This is a genomic window from Klebsiella sp. G-Nf4 (genome assembly GCF_002810615.1).
GTDB classification, from domain to species: domain Bacteria; phylum Pseudomonadota; class Gammaproteobacteria; order Enterobacterales; family Enterobacteriaceae; genus Klebsiella; species Klebsiella variicola.
Genome location: NZ_PION01000011.1, coordinates 43,572 through 58,386 on the forward strand (window position 1 = coordinate 43,572; position 14,815 = coordinate 58,386).

General features: G+C 60.8%; 11 protein-coding genes. 4 read left to right on the top strand and 7 right to left on the bottom strand.

From position 1 onward, the window contains the following. The first annotated feature begins 60 nt into the window (after positions 1-60). From mtnN to CWM57_RS20880, 3 genes are read left to right on the top strand one after another with little or no spacing between them, the layout of a single operon-like run. Positions 61-759, top strand: a complete 699-nt coding sequence (mtnN, locus tag CWM57_RS20870; RefSeq protein ID WP_008807361.1) for a 5'-methylthioadenosine/S-adenosylhomocysteine nucleosidase — start codon at positions 61-63, stop codon at positions 757-759. After that, the gene (gene btuF / locus CWM57_RS20875; RefSeq protein WP_100676323.1) at positions 752-1,552 is read left to right on the top strand and encodes a vitamin B12 ABC transporter substrate-binding protein BtuF; all 801 of its coding nucleotides are present in this window, start codon (positions 752-754) and stop codon (positions 1,550-1,552) included. Before mtnN ends, btuF begins: the two co-directional genes overlap by 8 nt. Positions 1,553-1,588: 36 nt before the next feature. Then, entirely contained in the window at positions 1,589-2,212 is a 624-nt protein-coding gene (locus CWM57_RS20880) for a TRIC cation channel family protein (protein WP_002889277.1), read from the top strand. A gap of 85 nt (positions 2,213-2,297) precedes the next feature. On the opposite strand, the gene erpA is transcribed toward CWM57_RS20880, so the two are convergent. Next, positions 2,298-2,642: an iron-sulfur cluster insertion protein ErpA gene (gene erpA, locus CWM57_RS20885; protein ID WP_008807363.1), complete on the bottom strand. Its 345-nt coding sequence runs from the start codon at positions 2,640-2,642 to the stop codon at positions 2,298-2,300. A gap of 81 nt (positions 2,643-2,723) precedes the next feature. Next, positions 2,724-4,142 (bottom strand): H(+)/Cl(-) exchange transporter ClcA, encoded by a 1,419-nt coding sequence (gene clcA / locus CWM57_RS20890; protein WP_100631605.1) that lies wholly within the window; start codon positions 4,140-4,142, stop codon positions 2,724-2,726. A 180-nt stretch (positions 4,143-4,322) separates the two neighbouring features. Between clcA and hemL the strand changes: the two genes are divergently transcribed. Beyond that, complete coding sequence (gene hemL / locus CWM57_RS20895; RefSeq protein WP_032731640.1) at positions 4,323-5,603, top strand: glutamate-1-semialdehyde 2,1-aminomutase; 1,281 nt, start codon at positions 4,323-4,325, stop codon at positions 5,601-5,603. A 397-nt stretch (positions 5,604-6,000) separates the two neighbouring features. Here hemL and fhuB read toward each other — a convergent pair whose 3' ends face one another. The 5 genes from fhuB to mrcB all read right to left on the bottom strand — a co-directional run bounded on the left by fhuB (position 6,001) and on the right by mrcB (position 14,728). After that, positions 6,001-7,983: a Fe(3+)-hydroxamate ABC transporter permease FhuB gene (gene fhuB / locus CWM57_RS20905; RefSeq protein ID WP_100676325.1), complete on the bottom strand. Its 1,983-nt coding sequence runs from the start codon at positions 7,981-7,983 to the stop codon at positions 6,001-6,003. Continuing rightward, positions 7,980-8,873: a Fe(3+)-hydroxamate ABC transporter substrate-binding protein FhuD gene (gene fhuD / locus CWM57_RS20910; protein ID WP_074386834.1), complete on the bottom strand. Its 894-nt coding sequence runs from the start codon at positions 8,871-8,873 to the stop codon at positions 7,980-7,982. Before fhuD ends, fhuB begins: the two co-directional genes overlap by 4 nt. Beyond that, a complete protein-coding gene (gene fhuC / locus CWM57_RS20915) occupies positions 8,873-9,670 on the bottom strand; it encodes a Fe3+-hydroxamate ABC transporter ATP-binding protein FhuC (protein ID WP_012968912.1) in 798 nt (265 codons plus the stop codon). The genes fhuD and fhuC overlap by 1 nt, the downstream gene beginning before the upstream one ends. Before the next feature lie 45 nt (positions 9,671-9,715). Then, a complete protein-coding gene (gene fhuA / locus CWM57_RS20920) occupies positions 9,716-11,923 on the bottom strand; it encodes a ferrichrome porin FhuA (protein WP_061155714.1) in 2,208 nt (735 codons plus the stop codon). A 234-nt stretch (positions 11,924-12,157) separates the two neighbouring features. Continuing rightward, on the bottom strand, positions 12,158-14,728 hold the full coding sequence (gene mrcB, locus CWM57_RS20925) for a bifunctional glycosyl transferase/transpeptidase (RefSeq protein ID WP_100676326.1): 2,571 nt from the start codon (positions 14,726-14,728) through the stop codon (positions 12,158-12,160). Positions 14,729-14,815 lie beyond the last annotated feature (87 nt).

The following is a 14,815-nucleotide window of genomic DNA, read 5'->3' on the forward strand; positions in this document are numbered from 1 at the left end:
GCTTCCCCTTAAGCGCATGATAGACTATGCAACTAAACCTGACACATCGCGAGTAAATCTATGAAAATTGGCATTATTGGCGCTATGGAAGAGGAAGTTACCCTCCTGCGCGACAAAATCGAAAACCGCCAGACTATCACTATTGGCGGGAGCGAAATCTATACCGGCCAACTTCACGGCGTTGACGTCGCTCTGCTGAAGTCTGGTATCGGGAAAGTGGCGGCGGCGACGGGCGCGACCCTGCTGCTGGAGCGCTGCCAGCCTGACGTGATCATTAATACCGGTTCTGCCGGCGGCCTCGCGCCGACGCTGAAGGTCGGCGATATCGTCGTCTCCGATGAAGCGCGCTACCACGATGCCGACGTCACCGCCTTCGGTTATGAGTATGGCCAGTTGCCTGGCTGCCCGGCGGGCTTTAAAGCGGACGATAAGCTGGTGGCCGCCGCCGAAGACTGCATTAAAGCGTTAGATCTCAATGCCGTTCGCGGCCTGATCGTCAGCGGCGATGCCTTCATTAACGGCTCCGTCGCACTGGCGAAGATCCGCCATAATTTCCCGCAGGCAATTGCCGTGGAAATGGAAGCGACCGCCATCGCTCACGTCTGCCATAACTTCAAAGTTCCCTTCGTGGTGGTTCGCGCCATCTCCGACGTGGCCGACCAGCAGTCCCACCTCAGCTTTGAGGAGTTCCTTGCGGTCGCCGCCAGACAGTCCACCCTGATGGTGGAGAATCTGGTACAGAACCTGGCACGTGGCTAAGTCGCTATCCTTCGCGCTTGCCGCGCTGCTGTTACTCGCCCCGGCGTGGCTACTGGCCGCGCCGCGGGTGGTCACCCTCTCCCCCGCCAATACCGAACTGGCCTTTGCCGCCGGGATCACGCCGGTCGGCGTCAGCAGCTATTCCGATTATCCGCCGCAGGCCAAAACCATAGAACAGGTTGCCAGCTGGCAGGGGATGAACCTGGAGCGCATCGTGGCGCTAAAGCCAGACGTGGTGCTGGCCTGGCGCGGGGGCAATGCCGAACGCCAGGTTAACCAGTTGCAGTCGCTGGGTATTCACGTCCTCTGGGTGCAGACCTCGACGATAGAAGAGATCATCGCTACCTTGCGTCAGCTGGCGCAGTGGAGCCCGCAGCCGGAAAAAGCGCAGCAGGCGGCGCAGGCGATGCAGCAGGAATACGATACGCTGAAAGCGCGCTATGCCAATGCGCCGAAGAAACGCGTCTTCCTGCAGTTCGGATCCGCACCGCTATTCACCAGTGGTCCCGGTTCGATTCAGGATCAGGTGCTGGGGCTGTGCGGCGGCGAGAATATCTTTGCCACCAGCCGTGTTCCCTGGCCGCAGGTGAGCCGCGAACAGGTGCTGGCCCGCCAGCCGCAGGCGATCGTGGTGACCGGCGACGCCAGCCGCATTGCCGAAGCGCAGCGCTTTTGGCAACATCAGCTCACCATTTCGTTGATTGCGTTACACAGCGACTGGTTTGAACGCGCAAGCCCACGTATTATCCTCGCCGCCAAACAACTTTGTGCGGCGCTTGACCAGATAAAATAATCATCCGGCACACCGGATGTTCAGTGGGAATCAACGATGCTTGTCTATTGGCTGGATATTATTGGCACGGCTGTCTTCGCGATCTCCGGCGTTCTGCTGGCGGGAAAATTACGCATGGACCCATTCGGCGTGCTGGTGTTAGGCGTGGTGACGGCGGTGGGCGGCGGAACCATCCGCGACATGGCGCTGGCGAATGGCCCGGTATTCTGGGTCAAAGATCCCACCGATCTGGTGGTGGCGATGGTCACCAGCATGCTGACCATCCTGCTGGTCCGCCAGCCGCGTCGGCTGCCGAAATGGATACTGCCCGTTCTTGATGCCGTTGGTCTGGCGGTGTTTGTCGGCATCGGCGTCAATAAAGCCTTTCTCGCCGGCAGCGGTCCGCTGGTGGCGGTCTGCATGGGGGTGGTCACCGGCGTCGGCGGCGGGATTATTCGTGACGTGCTGGCGCGCGAAATTCCCATGATTCTGCGCACCGAGATCTACGCCACCGCCTGTATTGTCGGCGGCATTGTCCACGCTACAGCGCACGACACCTTTCATCTCCCGCTGGAGAATTCGGCGATGATGGGCATGGTGGTGACGCTGGTGATCCGTCTGGCGGCGATCCGCTGGCACCTGAAGCTGCCGACGTTTGCCCTGGACGATAACGGAAGGTAATAAAAGCAAAACGGTAACCGTAAGGTTACCGTTTTTCGCGTTGACTCCCTCTCTCTGTGGGAGAAGGCAATCGGCCGTACTCTCGTTAAACGCTGAACGAGGACCCGCAGCCGCAGGTGCTTTTCGCGTTCGGGTTGGTCACGATGAAACGCGAACCTTCCAGCCCTTCGGTATAGTCGACGGCGCCGCCAACCAGATACTGCAGGCTCATTGGGTCGACCACCAGGCCGACGCCCTGTTTCTCGATGGTCATATCGCCTTCGTTCACCTGATCGTCAAAGGTGAAGCCATACTGGAAACCGCTGCAACCGCCGCCGGTGATATACACGCGCAGTTTCAGGTTCGGATTATCTTCATCCGCAATCAGGTGTTTTACTTTGTTGGCTGCGGCTTCGGTAAACTCCAGCGGCAACGCTACGTCATCACTCATTTTTTGCTCCCATTGATACTTCCGGCCGGTTAAAGAATAACCGGACCTTTTGAGCCATTATCTAATACCCTGGTAAATCGTTCAAGTATTCTCCCGAGGTGGCTGCTGCGCTTTTGCCGCCTGCTCGGCCTCCTGCTTCGCCAGAGTACGTTGCAGAATGGTCGAATACAAAGGCTTACCGCCGAGGAATTGCGCCAGTAGTGTTGCGCCAAGGCAGGTAATAATCATTGGCAAAATGAGCTGATAGTTATCCGTCATCTCCAGTACCAGCACAATTCCGGTCAGCGGCGCACGTACCGAGGCGGCAAGCAGTGCCCCCATCCCGGCGATAGCGAAGGTGCCGGCATCCAGATGGTAGGCCGGAAACAGCGGAATAGCCGCCATGCCGAACGCCGTGCCCAGCAACGTGCCCAGCGCCAGCATCGGCGCGAAAATGCCCCCCGGCGCGCCGGAAGAAAAGCAGATCAGCGTGGTCACCACGCGGGCGACAAAGATAAACAGCAGCAAACCGACGGAGAAATTACCGGCGGCAGCGATAGGGATCAGGTTGAAGCCACCCCCCACCGCGGAGGGCTGCATCAGCCCCAGCAGACCGCAGATCCCGCCGATTACCCCGCCCATCAACACCCATTTTTTGATATTGCCGCCGTGGATGCGCTGGAACAGATCCTGGGTGCGCAGCACCAGAAAATTAAACAGTGGGCCAAAGCAGCCAAAAAGCATGCCCAGCACCAGATACAGCCACAGGGTATTCACCGGGGCGTTGCTCAGCTTGCCCACCTCAATGATCGCCGCTTCGCCGTTGAAAATACGAAACACAATGCTCGACATGATCACGCCGGTAAATACCGCTTTAATGGAGATCAGGTTGTAGCGAAACTGCGGGCGCATCTCTTCGATGATAAACAGAATACCGGCCAGCGGCGCATTAAAGGCCGCCGAAAGCCCCGACGCCGCACCGGTCGCCAGCAGCGTGTGCCGCGCTTCCGGACTGCGCATACGGAAAATATCCAGCACCATGCGTCCAATGTTGCCGCCAAGCTGCACCATCGGCCCTTCGCGTCCCAGCACCATTCCGGCGCCCAGGGTCCCCATGCCGCCGATGAATTTCACCGGCAGCACGCGCCACCAGCGCACCGGCCGCAGCTCCTCCAGCGCCCCTTCGATTTCCGGGATCCCGGAGCCGCCCGCCTCCGGCGCAAAGCGGCGCACGAGGAAATAACCGACCATTGCCAACAGCGCCGACAAGATAAACGCCAGCGGCCAGACCAGATACCAGTGGTCGGCCACCTGCGCCAGCGCGCCGATCCGCTGGTTCTGCACCCAGTTCACGCTCTTTTCAAACGCCACGCCCACCAGACCGGCCAGCGTGCCAACCACCGCCGCCATCAACAGGACCGCCAGCGGCGTTTTATCACGCTGAATCAAACGGCGCACCGCATCGCCGCGACGCACCCGCACGAACTGATGTGCTTCAAAAGAGGGAGTATCTGCTTTCATGCCATTATCAATTATTGGTAATACAAATGAAGAGAGAGGCATTTTAGCCGCCCCGGCGCGCTGCGTCGTCAAAAAAATGCCCTTGCGGCACATTGTTTCAATTGGGCAAAACTTTCATAACCATCCTGGAATAACTTAGAATAGCCGATAAAACATTTTTCACGAACCAGGACCCTGGCCATGAGCAAATCTGAAAATCTATACCATGCTGCGCGCGAACTGATCCCCGGCGGCGTTAACTCGCCGGTGCGCGCCTTCACCGGCGTCGGCGGCACGCCGCTGTTTATCGAACGCGCGGATGGCGCCTATCTTTATGACGTGGATGGGAAGGCCTATATCGATTATGTCGGCTCCTGGGGTCCGATGGTGCTGGGCCACAACCATCCGGCTATCCGCAACGCGGTGATCGAGGCGGCGTCCCGCGGCCTGAGCTTTGGCGCGCCGACCGAAATGGAAGTGAAAATGGCGGCGCTGGTGACCGAACTGGTACCGACCATGGATATGGTGCGGATGGTGAACTCCGGCACCGAAGCGACCATGAGCGCCATTCGCCTGGCGCGTGGCTTCACCGGCCGCGACAAGATCATTAAGTTCGAAGGTTGCTATCACGGCCATGCCGACTGTCTGCTGGTGAAAGCCGGTTCCGGCGCGCTGACCCTCGGCCAGCCAAATTCGCCGGGCGTGCCAGCCGATTTCGCTAAACATACCCTGACCTGCACCTATAACGACCTCGCCTCGGTACGCGCGGCGTTCGAGCAATATCCACAGGATATCGCCTGCATCATCGTCGAGCCGGTCGCCGGGAATATGAACTGCATTCCGCCGCAGCCGGAGTTCCTGCCGGGCCTGCGCGCGTTGTGCGACGAATTTGGCGCGTTGCTGATTATCGACGAAGTGATGACCGGCTTCCGCGTCGCGCTGGCGGGCGCCCAGGCTTATTACGGCGTGGAGCCGGATCTGACCTGTCTCGGGAAAATCATCGGCGGCGGGATGCCGGTGGGCGCCTTCGGCGGCCGCCGCGAAGTGATGGACGCGCTGGCGCCGACCGGCCCGGTGTACCAGGCTGGTACGCTCTCCGGTAACCCGATCGCCATGGCCGCTGGCTTCGCCTGCTTAAGTGAAGTGGCGCAGCCGGGTGTGCATGAAACCCTGACCGAGCTGACTAATCAACTGGCGGATGGCCTGCTGAACGCGGCGCGCGAAACCGGGATCCCGCTGGTGGTGAATAATGTCGGCGGCATGTTCGGCATCTTCTTTACCGATGCCGAAACCGTCACCTGTTATCAGGACGTGGTGAAGTGCGATGTCGAACGCTTCAAGCGCTTCTTCCACCTGATGCTGGAGGAAGGCGTGTACCTGGCGCCGTCGGCGTTTGAAGCCGGCTTTATGTCCGTCGCCCACAGCGAAGAGGACATTAACAACACCATCGACGCCGCGCGTCGGGTATTTGCCAAACTGTAAGGTACTTGAATGCCTGGTGGCGCAGGGATTTTCCCGGAGGCGGCGCATTGCGCCTTATCCGGGCTACCAAATCGCACAGCGCTGTAGCCCCGGTAAGCGATAGCGCCACCGGGGATTTTCCCGGAGGCGGCGCATTGCGCCTTATCCGGGCTACCAAATCGCACAATGCTGTAGCCCTGGTAAACGCTAGCGCCACCGGGGAGTTTCCCGGAGGCGGCGCATTGCGCCTTCTCCAGACTACCAAATCGCACAGCGCTGTAGCCCCGGTAAGCGATAGCGCCACCGGGGAGTTTCCCGGAGGCGGCGCATTGCGCCTTATCCGGGCTACCAAATCGCACAGCACTGTAACCCCGGTAAGCGATAGCGCCACCGGGGATGTTGAGGCCATCCGGGATCGTTAGCGGCTCTGCTTTCTCAGCAAATAGATAAAGTACGGCGCGCCGATAAAGGTCGACAACAGCCCCGCGGGAATTTGGTAGGGGAACATGATCATTCGCCCGCACCAGTCGGCGAACACCAGTAGCATCCCGCCCGTCAGCCCGGAAATCACCATATGCGGCATCGTCCGGCGGAATCCCAGCATCCTCGCAATGTGCGGTGCCATCAGGCCAACGAAACTTAACGGCCCTATGGTGAGCGTCGCCGTCGCCGTCAGGCTCGCCGCCAGCAGCAGCAACCCGATACGCGATGGCGTCAGCGCCATCCCCACCGCCCGCGCCGCCTCGCCGCCCAGCGGCAGGATGGTCAGCCAGCGGCGGCAGAGCGGCGCCAGCGCCAGCAGCGCCAGCATCACCACACCGCTACGCAGCACCATTTCCGGCGTCGCGCTATAGGTCGAACCGGACATCCACGTCAGGATCTGCGCCATGCGCGGATCGCCGCTGGCCTGCAGCATCATCAGCAGCATGGTGAAAGCGGTACTCAGCGCCATCCCCGCCAGCAGCATCCGGTGCGGCGAGAAACCGCCGCGCCCGGCGGCGATCAGGATAACCAGCAGCGTCGCCGCCGCGCCAAGGCTGCCGGCAGGCAGCAGCCAGACAAAGGCGTTGCCCGGCACGAAGAACAGCATCAATACCACGCCGAAGGCCGCGCCAGAGCTGATGCCCAGTACTTCCGGGCTGGCCATCGGGTTGCCGGTCAGGCGTTGAATGATGCAGCCCGCGACCGCCAGCATCACCCCGGCGAACAGCGCCGAGAGCACTCGTGGCCAGCGCCAGGGCATCAGTTGCGCCAGCAGATCGCCGCTGGCCCACTGCCAGCTATGGGCATCGCGGCCAAAGGTTAGCGCGGCGGTTACCGCCAACAGCAGCAGCGCTAAGCCGCCCAGCGCGAACCACAGCACGTGGCGGCGCTCGATCAGCGCTTTATCGCCGCCGTTCATCACCGGGGCGCTGATGCTGCGCAGCCGCGGCAGCAGCCACAGCAATAAAGGCGCGCCAATCAGCGCGGTGACTGACCCGGTCGAGACTTCCCGCCAGACCCGGCTGAGCCAGAGAATAATTTGGTCGGAAAGCCACAGGATCAGCGCGCCGATCAGCGCCGCCAGCAGCAGCCGCGGCAGCAGGCGGCGGGCGCCGAGCATTTTCGCCAGCAGCGGCGCGAACAGACCGATAAAGCCGATAATGCCGACCGCGTTAACCAGCAGCGCGCTGATGACAATCGCCAGCGTCAGCACGCCAAGCCGCGCCAGAGACAACGCCAGCCCAAGGTTACGCGCCACGCCATCATCAAGCCCCATCAGGGTTAACGGGCGTAGCAACAACAGCGTCAACATCGCGCCGCCGAGCAGCTGCGGCCACAGACGCTGCACCACGCTCCAGTCGGTCTGCGTCAGGGTGCCGGTACTCCACAGGAACATGCTTTGCAGCTGGTCATGATGGAAAATCACCATCAGCTGATTGACCGCGCCGCAATAGAGACTCACCACCAGGCCGGCCAGGATCAGCGTCACCGGCGACAAACGTTTGCCCCACGAGACGCCGAACACCAGCGCCCCCACCAGACAAGCCCCAGCCAGCGCGGCAAACTGTGACGCCAGCACGCCGGGGATCGCCCATAATGTGGTGACGGTCATTCCCAACTGCGCGCCGGTGGCGACGCCAAGCGTGGTCGGCTCCGCCAGCGGGTTACGCAGCACCTGCTGGAACAGCACGCCGACGAGGCCCAGCCCGGCGCCGACCAGCAGCGATATCGCCAGCCTCGGCAGCAGGCTGTAATGGAACAGCATCTGGGCGATATTATCGATATCCGGCTGCCACAGCGCCTGACGCCATTGCGCGTAAGGTAAAGCGACATTGAGGTTGACGATGCTCAGCGCGAAAGCGGCAACCAGCAGCCCGGTCAGCAGGAGAATGGCTAACGGCGAGAGACGCGCGTTCATACCGCCGCCCTCCCCTGCGCATCGGCCAGCACGCGGGCGAAATGCATCGCCGACAACGTCGCGCCATAGAACCACACCGCCGGAACCCGCTGGAAACGCCCCGCGCGCACGAACGGCATCGCCTGCCACAGCGGCGTCGCCAACAGCTGGGCCATCTCCCGATCGTTGCCATGATCGAAACAGATCACATCGGCCTCGTTAAATGCCGCCAGCCGGTCAATACCGACGGTGATGCTGCCCCAGAACGCCGCTTCGCCGCGCCAGGCGTTTTGAATGCCAAAGCGATCGAGCACTTCCTGGAACAGGCAGTTCTCACCGAATACCAGTACGTGGCGGGCATCGAGCAGCGAAATCATCAGCAGTGGGCGATCAGCACGCCCGGCAAAACGCGGACGCAGGTTCTCCATCAGCGCGTCGAACTCCGCCAGGTGGTGCTTCGCCTGCTGTTGTTTACCCAGCAGGTCGGCCATTTCCAGCAGCGAACGCTGGGCCATCGCCAGCGGCCGTTTGCCGTCGCTGAAGGTGAAACCGCGGCCGGGTGCGATACGCGCCAGCTTTTCCGGCGACGGGCCATAGCCTGCCGACCAGACGATAAACGACGGTTTCATCTGCGTCAGCAGCTCAAGATTGGGTTCGGTGCGCAGGCCGACATCAATTACCGACGTGGGCAGCGCGGGTTCGTTCACCCACAGGCGATAGTTGGGAATGTCGGCCACGCCGTAGGGCGTGACGCCAAGCGCCAGCAGCAGTTCGGCCGGCAGCCACTCCAGCGCGACGACGCGCTGCGGGTCAATGTTCGCCGCCTGCGCGCCACGCATCTGCCACAGCAGCGGCGAGAGCGCCATCGCCGTCAGCAGGCGGCGTCGGGTTATCAGAGTTGGGTTCATCATCAATAGACAAAACTTACCGGCGCCGCGCCCGCCGGGTGCGGCAGGATCCCCATCGGGATGCCGTAGATTTGTTCCAGCGTGTCGCTGCGCATCAGTTCTGCTGGCGTCCCCTGGGCGATCATTTCCCCACCGCGCAGCGCGACCAGATAATCGCAGTAGCGGGCAGCCATATTGATATCATGCAGGACCGCGATCACCGTCAGGCCACGCTGCTGGCTGAGACGATGCACCAGCGCGAGCACATCAACCTGATGGGCGATATCCAGCGCCGAGGTCGGTTCATCAAGCAGCAGGCAGCGGCTATCCTGCGCCACCAGCATGGCGATCCACGCCCGCTGACGCTCGCCGCCGGAGAGGCTGTCCACCAGCCGCTGCGCCAAAGGCTTCAGCCCCACCAGCGCGATCGCCTCTTCCACCTTTTCGCGATCCGCCGCGCCGAAGCGCCCCAGCGCGCCGTGCCACGGGTAGCGACCTATCGCCACCAGCTCGCGAACTGTCATCCCTTCCGCCGCTGGCAGTTGCTGCGGCAGATAGGCCACTTTGCGGGCAAACGCCTTGCTGCTCCAGCTCTCCAGCGGCTGGCCGTCCAGCAGCACATCGCCTGCGGAAGGCGGCTGATGGCGGCCGAGCATTTTCAGTAATGTGGATTTGCCGGAACCATTATGGCCTATCAGGCCAGTCACTTTTCCTGCCGGGAAGGTTAACGAAAGGGGGTGAAGCAGCGTGCGACCCGGTACGCGAAAGGTCACGCCATTTAACGCAAAGGTGGTCTCAGAGTGCGGAGTCTGTTCCTGCATAGCAACAACCTGATGTTGGGCGCGGCGAACCGCGCCCGTGAGTAGTTAGAAGCGGAAGGTTGCGGTCGCGACAACCTGACGTCCCGCACCCCAGTAGCAGGCGTATTCGCTATAGCAGCTGGAGACATATTCGCGGTCAAACAGGTTGTTGACGTTGACGCCGACCGAAGAGCCCGGCAGGCCAAAGCGCGCCAGATCGTATTTCACCGTCGCATCCATCAGCGCATAACCGGCCACATTGAAGGCATCATTTTTGTTACCGGTGCTGGTGTCGTTTTTGTAGTAACTGACCGTTGAACCGATATAGCGTGCCCCGGCGCCGACCGTCAGACCGCTGAGCGCGGTTTCGTGGAAGGTGTAATCCGCCCACAGCGACGCCATGTTACGCGGCACTTCCGCCGGACGCTTGCCGTTGAACACCGTATCGTGAGTGTATTCCGCATCGGTGTAGCTGTAGGCCGCGGTGACGTTGATATTGGCGTTCACCGCCGCTTTCGCCTCCAGCTCAAGGCCGCGGGAGCGGATCTCGCCGGTCTGGATGCTGAACGCCTGGTTAGCCGGATCCGCCGTCAGGTTCTTATCTTTGGTCAGCTGATAGACCGCCGCGGTGACCACCACCGGCATGTCTTTCGGCACATATTTCACGCCAGCTTCATACTGCTTGCCACGCGACGGATCGAACGGCTGGCCGTTAAGCCCGGAACCCGATACCGGCTCGAAGGATTCGCTGTAGCTGAAGTACGGAGAGATGCCGTTATCAAACAGGTAATTGATACCGCCGCGCCAGGTGAACTGCTGGTCGTGATTCTCCGCCAGGCTGTTGCTGGAGCGAGTTAACGTTGAGGTGGTGGCGTAATCGTAACGGCCGCCCAGGGTCATGACCCACTTATCCCACTCCATCTGATCCTGCGCGTACAGGCCCGTCTGCTCCATTCGGTTGAGGACCGCGTACGGGAAAGTGACCTGAATATTCGGGTTGCCGTATTGCGGGTTGCTCATGCTGATAGGATCCGCCGTCCCGTAGTCGGCATCCACATCGTTGCGCATCCGCGAGTAATCCACGCCGGTCAGCAGCGTATGGCTGACCGCGCCGGTGGCGAAAGCAGACTGCAGCTGGGTATCGACGGTAAAGGTGTTCAGGTGCTCATCAGAACGCACATAGGCGCGATTCATGTAGCCCGGGGCAACATAGCCATTCCCGTACACCGAGCGATACAAGGTATCGACTTCGGCATAGCGCAGGTTCTGCCGCACGGTAAAGGTGTCATCAAACTGATGGGAGAAGCTATAACCCACCATCTTCTGGCGGCGCGAGATCTTATTATCCGCCTCGCCTTCGTTGAAATCGGTCGGCAGCTTGTGCGCCTTCCCGTTGGCGTCGTAATACGGCACCACGGTGCCTTCGCGCGGCAGCCAGCCGTAATAGCCCGCATCCGGGTCATTCTGGAAGTTGCTCAGGAAGGTGAAGTCGGTTTTATCGTCCGGGCGCCAGCTAAAGGACGGCGCCACCGCATAGCGGGTAGACTTCGCCATCTGCTGCTGGGTATCCTGGCTGCGGCCCAGGCCGGTCAGGCGATAGGACCAGACGCCGGCATCATCAATGGCGTCGCTGAAGTCAAACCCGGTCTGCCACAGGTTGTCGGTGCCCATCTTGAACTGCACTTCCTTCAGCGGCTCAGTGGTCGGGCGTTTGCTGACCATGCTGACGATACCGCCCGGGTTGCTGTTGCCATACAGCACCGAGGTTGGCCCGCGCATCACTTCCACGCGCTCGAGGAAATACGGGTCCATGGAGACTTCAGAGTAGTTATTCCCCTGCAGCTTCATGCCGTCCAGATACTGGTTGGTATTGACGGTCGTCGAGGTAGTGAAACCGCGGATGGTGACCACATCATAGGTGGTCGAGCTACCGCGGGTGGAGAAGACGCTCGGCGTATAGGAGAGCGCCTCTTTTACCGTGGTCGGCTGACGCATCTCCATCTCCTGGCGCGTGACCACCGAGACAGACTGCGGCGTTTTTTCAATCGGGGTATCGGTTTTCGTCGCCGTGGCAGAGCGTTTTGCCGCGATGGTCGGCGCCGGTCCCCAGGCGCTTTCCTGGGCGGCCGGTGCCGCAACGACGGTGATAGTCTCTTCTTGTTTCGGTTGTTCCGCAGCCTGTGCATAGACAGACATGCCGCTAACCGCCGTGGCTACTACAACTGCGATTTTACGCAGCGAGTGATTTGGCTGAGCAGTTTTTGGACGCGCCATGGGTATATCTCTGATGAAAGTGAATGATAACGTAAACGATAATTATTATTATGACTGGCGATATAATAGGCGAAACGCCGAAGGCAAGGCAAGCGATATGCCCGCCTGGAGAAACCGAAGGCCGAATTAATAACCAGATAGTTATTATGGAGTTAAAGAGGCGTTAACTTTTTTACAGGTATAAAAAAACCCCTTAATACTTTCGTACTAAGGGGTCAGGTCATGCGGCCGAAATCAGTTACTGCCGAACATATCCTTGATCCAGCCCGCGACGCCGTCGCTCTTTTCCTGCTGCTTCGGCGGCTGTTGCTGCTGTTGTTGTTGCTGCTGTTGTTGTTGCTGCTGCGGCTGCTGTTGCCCGGACTGATTAAACGGGTTGTTCGCTTCCTGCTGCTGCAACTGCTGCTGCTGCATCAGCTCGCCCTGGCGGCACAGCGCATCCGGCTGCGTTGTCCAGACCGGCAGCGAACGCACGCCACCGCTGCAGACGAGGTTGCCGTTGCTGTCCACGCCCATGTCGACCACGTCTTCCGGCGCCGTCAACGCCAGCGGCGTTGGCGTCTGGTTCGCCAGATAGCGCTGGTAAATCGACATCGCGCCGCTGGCGCCGTACAGTTTGGTCGGCTGGTTGTTGTCGCGGCCCACCCAGGTAATGGTCACCTGACTACCGTCGATGCCGGCGAACCAGGTATCGACGTTATTGTTGGTGGTCCCGGTTTTCCCCGCCAGATGCAGGCCCGGATACTTCGCGCCCAGCTGACGCCCCGTCCCGCGCTGCACCACCTGCTGCATGGTCCACAGCGTCATGTAGGCCGCCTGGGCAGGCACAGCGCGTTCCGCCTGCGGGTAGCTCTGATACAGCACCGTGCCATCTTCCGCAATCACCGAACGCAGCGCCGACAGCGTCGCGCGGTTACCGCCGCTGGCGATGGTCTGGAAGGCCTGCGCCACTTCAATCGGCGTCAGGTTCAGCGCGCCAAGCAGCATCGCCGGTACGGCGTTGAGCTGATCTTTCGGCGCGCCCAGCTTCGTCCAGGTATCGACCACCGCCGGCAAGCCCAGCGCCATCCCAAGGTTAACCGTCGGGACGTTCATCGAGCGGGTCAGGGCATCCACCAGCATCACCTGACCGCTGAAGCGACGATCGTCGTTCTGCGGGGACCACGTCTGGCCGTTGGACAGGCGAATGGTCACCGGCGCATCGGCGATCCAGGTGTTCAGGCGATACTGATTCGGCTGGCTCAGCGCGGTCAGATAGGTCGCCGGCTTGGCCAGAGAACCAATTGACCGGCGGGCCTGCATCGCGCGGTTGTACCCCGCGAACTGCGGCTCCGCGCCGCCGACCATTGCCCGCACTTCGCCGGTGAAGCGGTCAACCACCACCATGGCGGTTTCCAGGTCTGCCAGCTTGCGCTGTTTCTTCAGTACCGGGATCCCTTCCGAGGCCGCTTTTTCCGCCGCATCCTGGGCTACCGAGTCGAAGGTAGTGAAGATCTTCACGCCGGAGAGATCTTTCATTTTGTCGCCCAGCTTCGCCTGCAGCTCCTGACGAACCATCTGCATAAACGCCGGCTGCGGTGAAATCACCCCACCGCGCGGCTGTACGCCCAGCGGACGCGCGCTCAGCATGTCGTACAGCTCCTGGTCGATGACCTGCTGCTGCTGCAGCAGACGCAGTACCAGATTGCGTCGCTCAAGGGCCAGTTTCGGGTTGCGCCACGGGTTATATACCGACGCCCCTTTCACCATCCCCACCAGCAGCGCCTGCTGATCGAGGCTCAGCTCTTCCACCGGACGGCCGAAGTAGTACAGGCTCGCCAGCGGGAAGCCGCGAATTTCGTTATCGCCGCTCTGGCCGAGATACACCTCGTTCATATACAGCTCAAGAATGCGATCCTTGCTGTAGCGGGCGTCGACGATCAGCGCCATATACGCTTCGTTGGCTTTACGCCAGTAGGAGCGCTCGCTGGAGAGGAACAGGTTTTTCACCAGCTGCTGGGTCAGGGTACTCGCCCCTTGCACCGTACGACCTGCCGTCAGGTTCGCCAGCACGGCGCGGCCGATGGAATACAGGCTGATACCATCGTGCTCGTAGAAGTGGCGGTCTTCGGTCGCCAGCAGCGTATCCACCAGCAGATCCGGGAAGCCACTGCGCTTCACGAACAGGCGCTGCTCACCGTTCGGCGACTGCAGCATGGTGATAAGCCGCGGATCGAGGCGGAAGAAACCGAACTGGCGGTTATTATCCATATTCTCGATGGTATCCAGATGATCGCCATCGAAGGTCAGACGCGCGCGCACCTGCCCTTCTTTACTGTCCGGGAAATCGAACGGACGACGGATCATCTCGATGCTGTTGGCCTGCACGGTGTATTCGCCCGGGCGCGTCATCGCGCTGACCTGACGATACTGGGTGGCATTCAGCAGACGCACCATCTCGTTTTTGCTGATCTGCATGTCCGGCTCAAGGTTCACCATCCGGCCATAGACCGCGGCCGGCAGCTCCCAAACTTTACCGTCAATGCGGCTGCGGATTTTCTGATCGAGGTAGACGCCATAGGCGGCAATCAGCACCGCAAAGACAATCCCCAGCTTGACCAGCAGCCACAGCCAGCGGCGCTTACGACGAGGTTTGCTGCCGTTGCCTTTTCCTTTTCTTGGCACCGGTTTCTCATCCTCATAATCATCGTCATCATACTCGTCGTCGTAGTCCTCTTCCCGGACCCGGCGACGGGTGACTTTTTGTTTTGTCGGACGCGAGGGTCTCCCCTTACGTCCGATAGGCTCGCGGTCATCTCCCGCCATGCTTTTTCTCCGCAACGTTCAGGCGCAAAGGCCTGATTCTCAATACTTCCCCTGCACAGAGGAAGAAGAAATCTCTCAAATTAACGT

Excerpts from the sequence above, each read along its gene's own strand:
- mtnN (WP_008807361.1), top strand. The coding sequence starts at position 61 with ATGAAAATTGGCATTATTGGCGCTATGGAAGAGGAAGTTACCCTCCTG.
- CWM57_RS20880 (WP_002889277.1), top strand. The coding sequence starts at position 1,589 with ATGCTTGTCTATTGGCTGGATATTATTGGCACGGCTGTCTTCGCGATC.
- erpA (WP_008807363.1), bottom strand. The coding sequence starts at position 2,642 with ATGAGTGATGACGTAGCGTTGCCGCTGGAGTTTACCGAAGCCGCAGCC.
- clcA (WP_100631605.1), bottom strand. The coding sequence starts at position 4,142 with ATGAAAGCAGATACTCCCTCTTTTGAAGCACATCAGTTCGTGCGGGTG.
- hemL (WP_032731640.1), top strand. The coding sequence starts at position 4,323 with ATGAGCAAATCTGAAAATCTATACCATGCTGCGCGCGAACTGATCCCC.
- fhuB (WP_100676325.1), bottom strand. The coding sequence starts at position 7,983 with ATGAACGCGCGTCTCTCGCCGTTAGCCATTCTCCTGCTGACCGGGCTG.
- fhuD (WP_074386834.1), bottom strand. The coding sequence starts at position 8,873 with ATGATGAACCCAACTCTGATAACCCGACGCCGCCTGCTGACGGCGATG.
- fhuC (WP_012968912.1), bottom strand. The coding sequence starts at position 9,670 with ATGCAGGAACAGACTCCGCACTCTGAGACCACCTTTGCGTTAAATGGC.
- fhuA (WP_061155714.1), bottom strand. The coding sequence starts at position 11,923 with ATGGCGCGTCCAAAAACTGCTCAGCCAAATCACTCGCTGCGTAAAATC.
- mrcB (WP_100676326.1), bottom strand. The coding sequence starts at position 14,728 with ATGGCGGGAGATGACCGCGAGCCTATCGGACGTAAGGGGAGACCCTCG.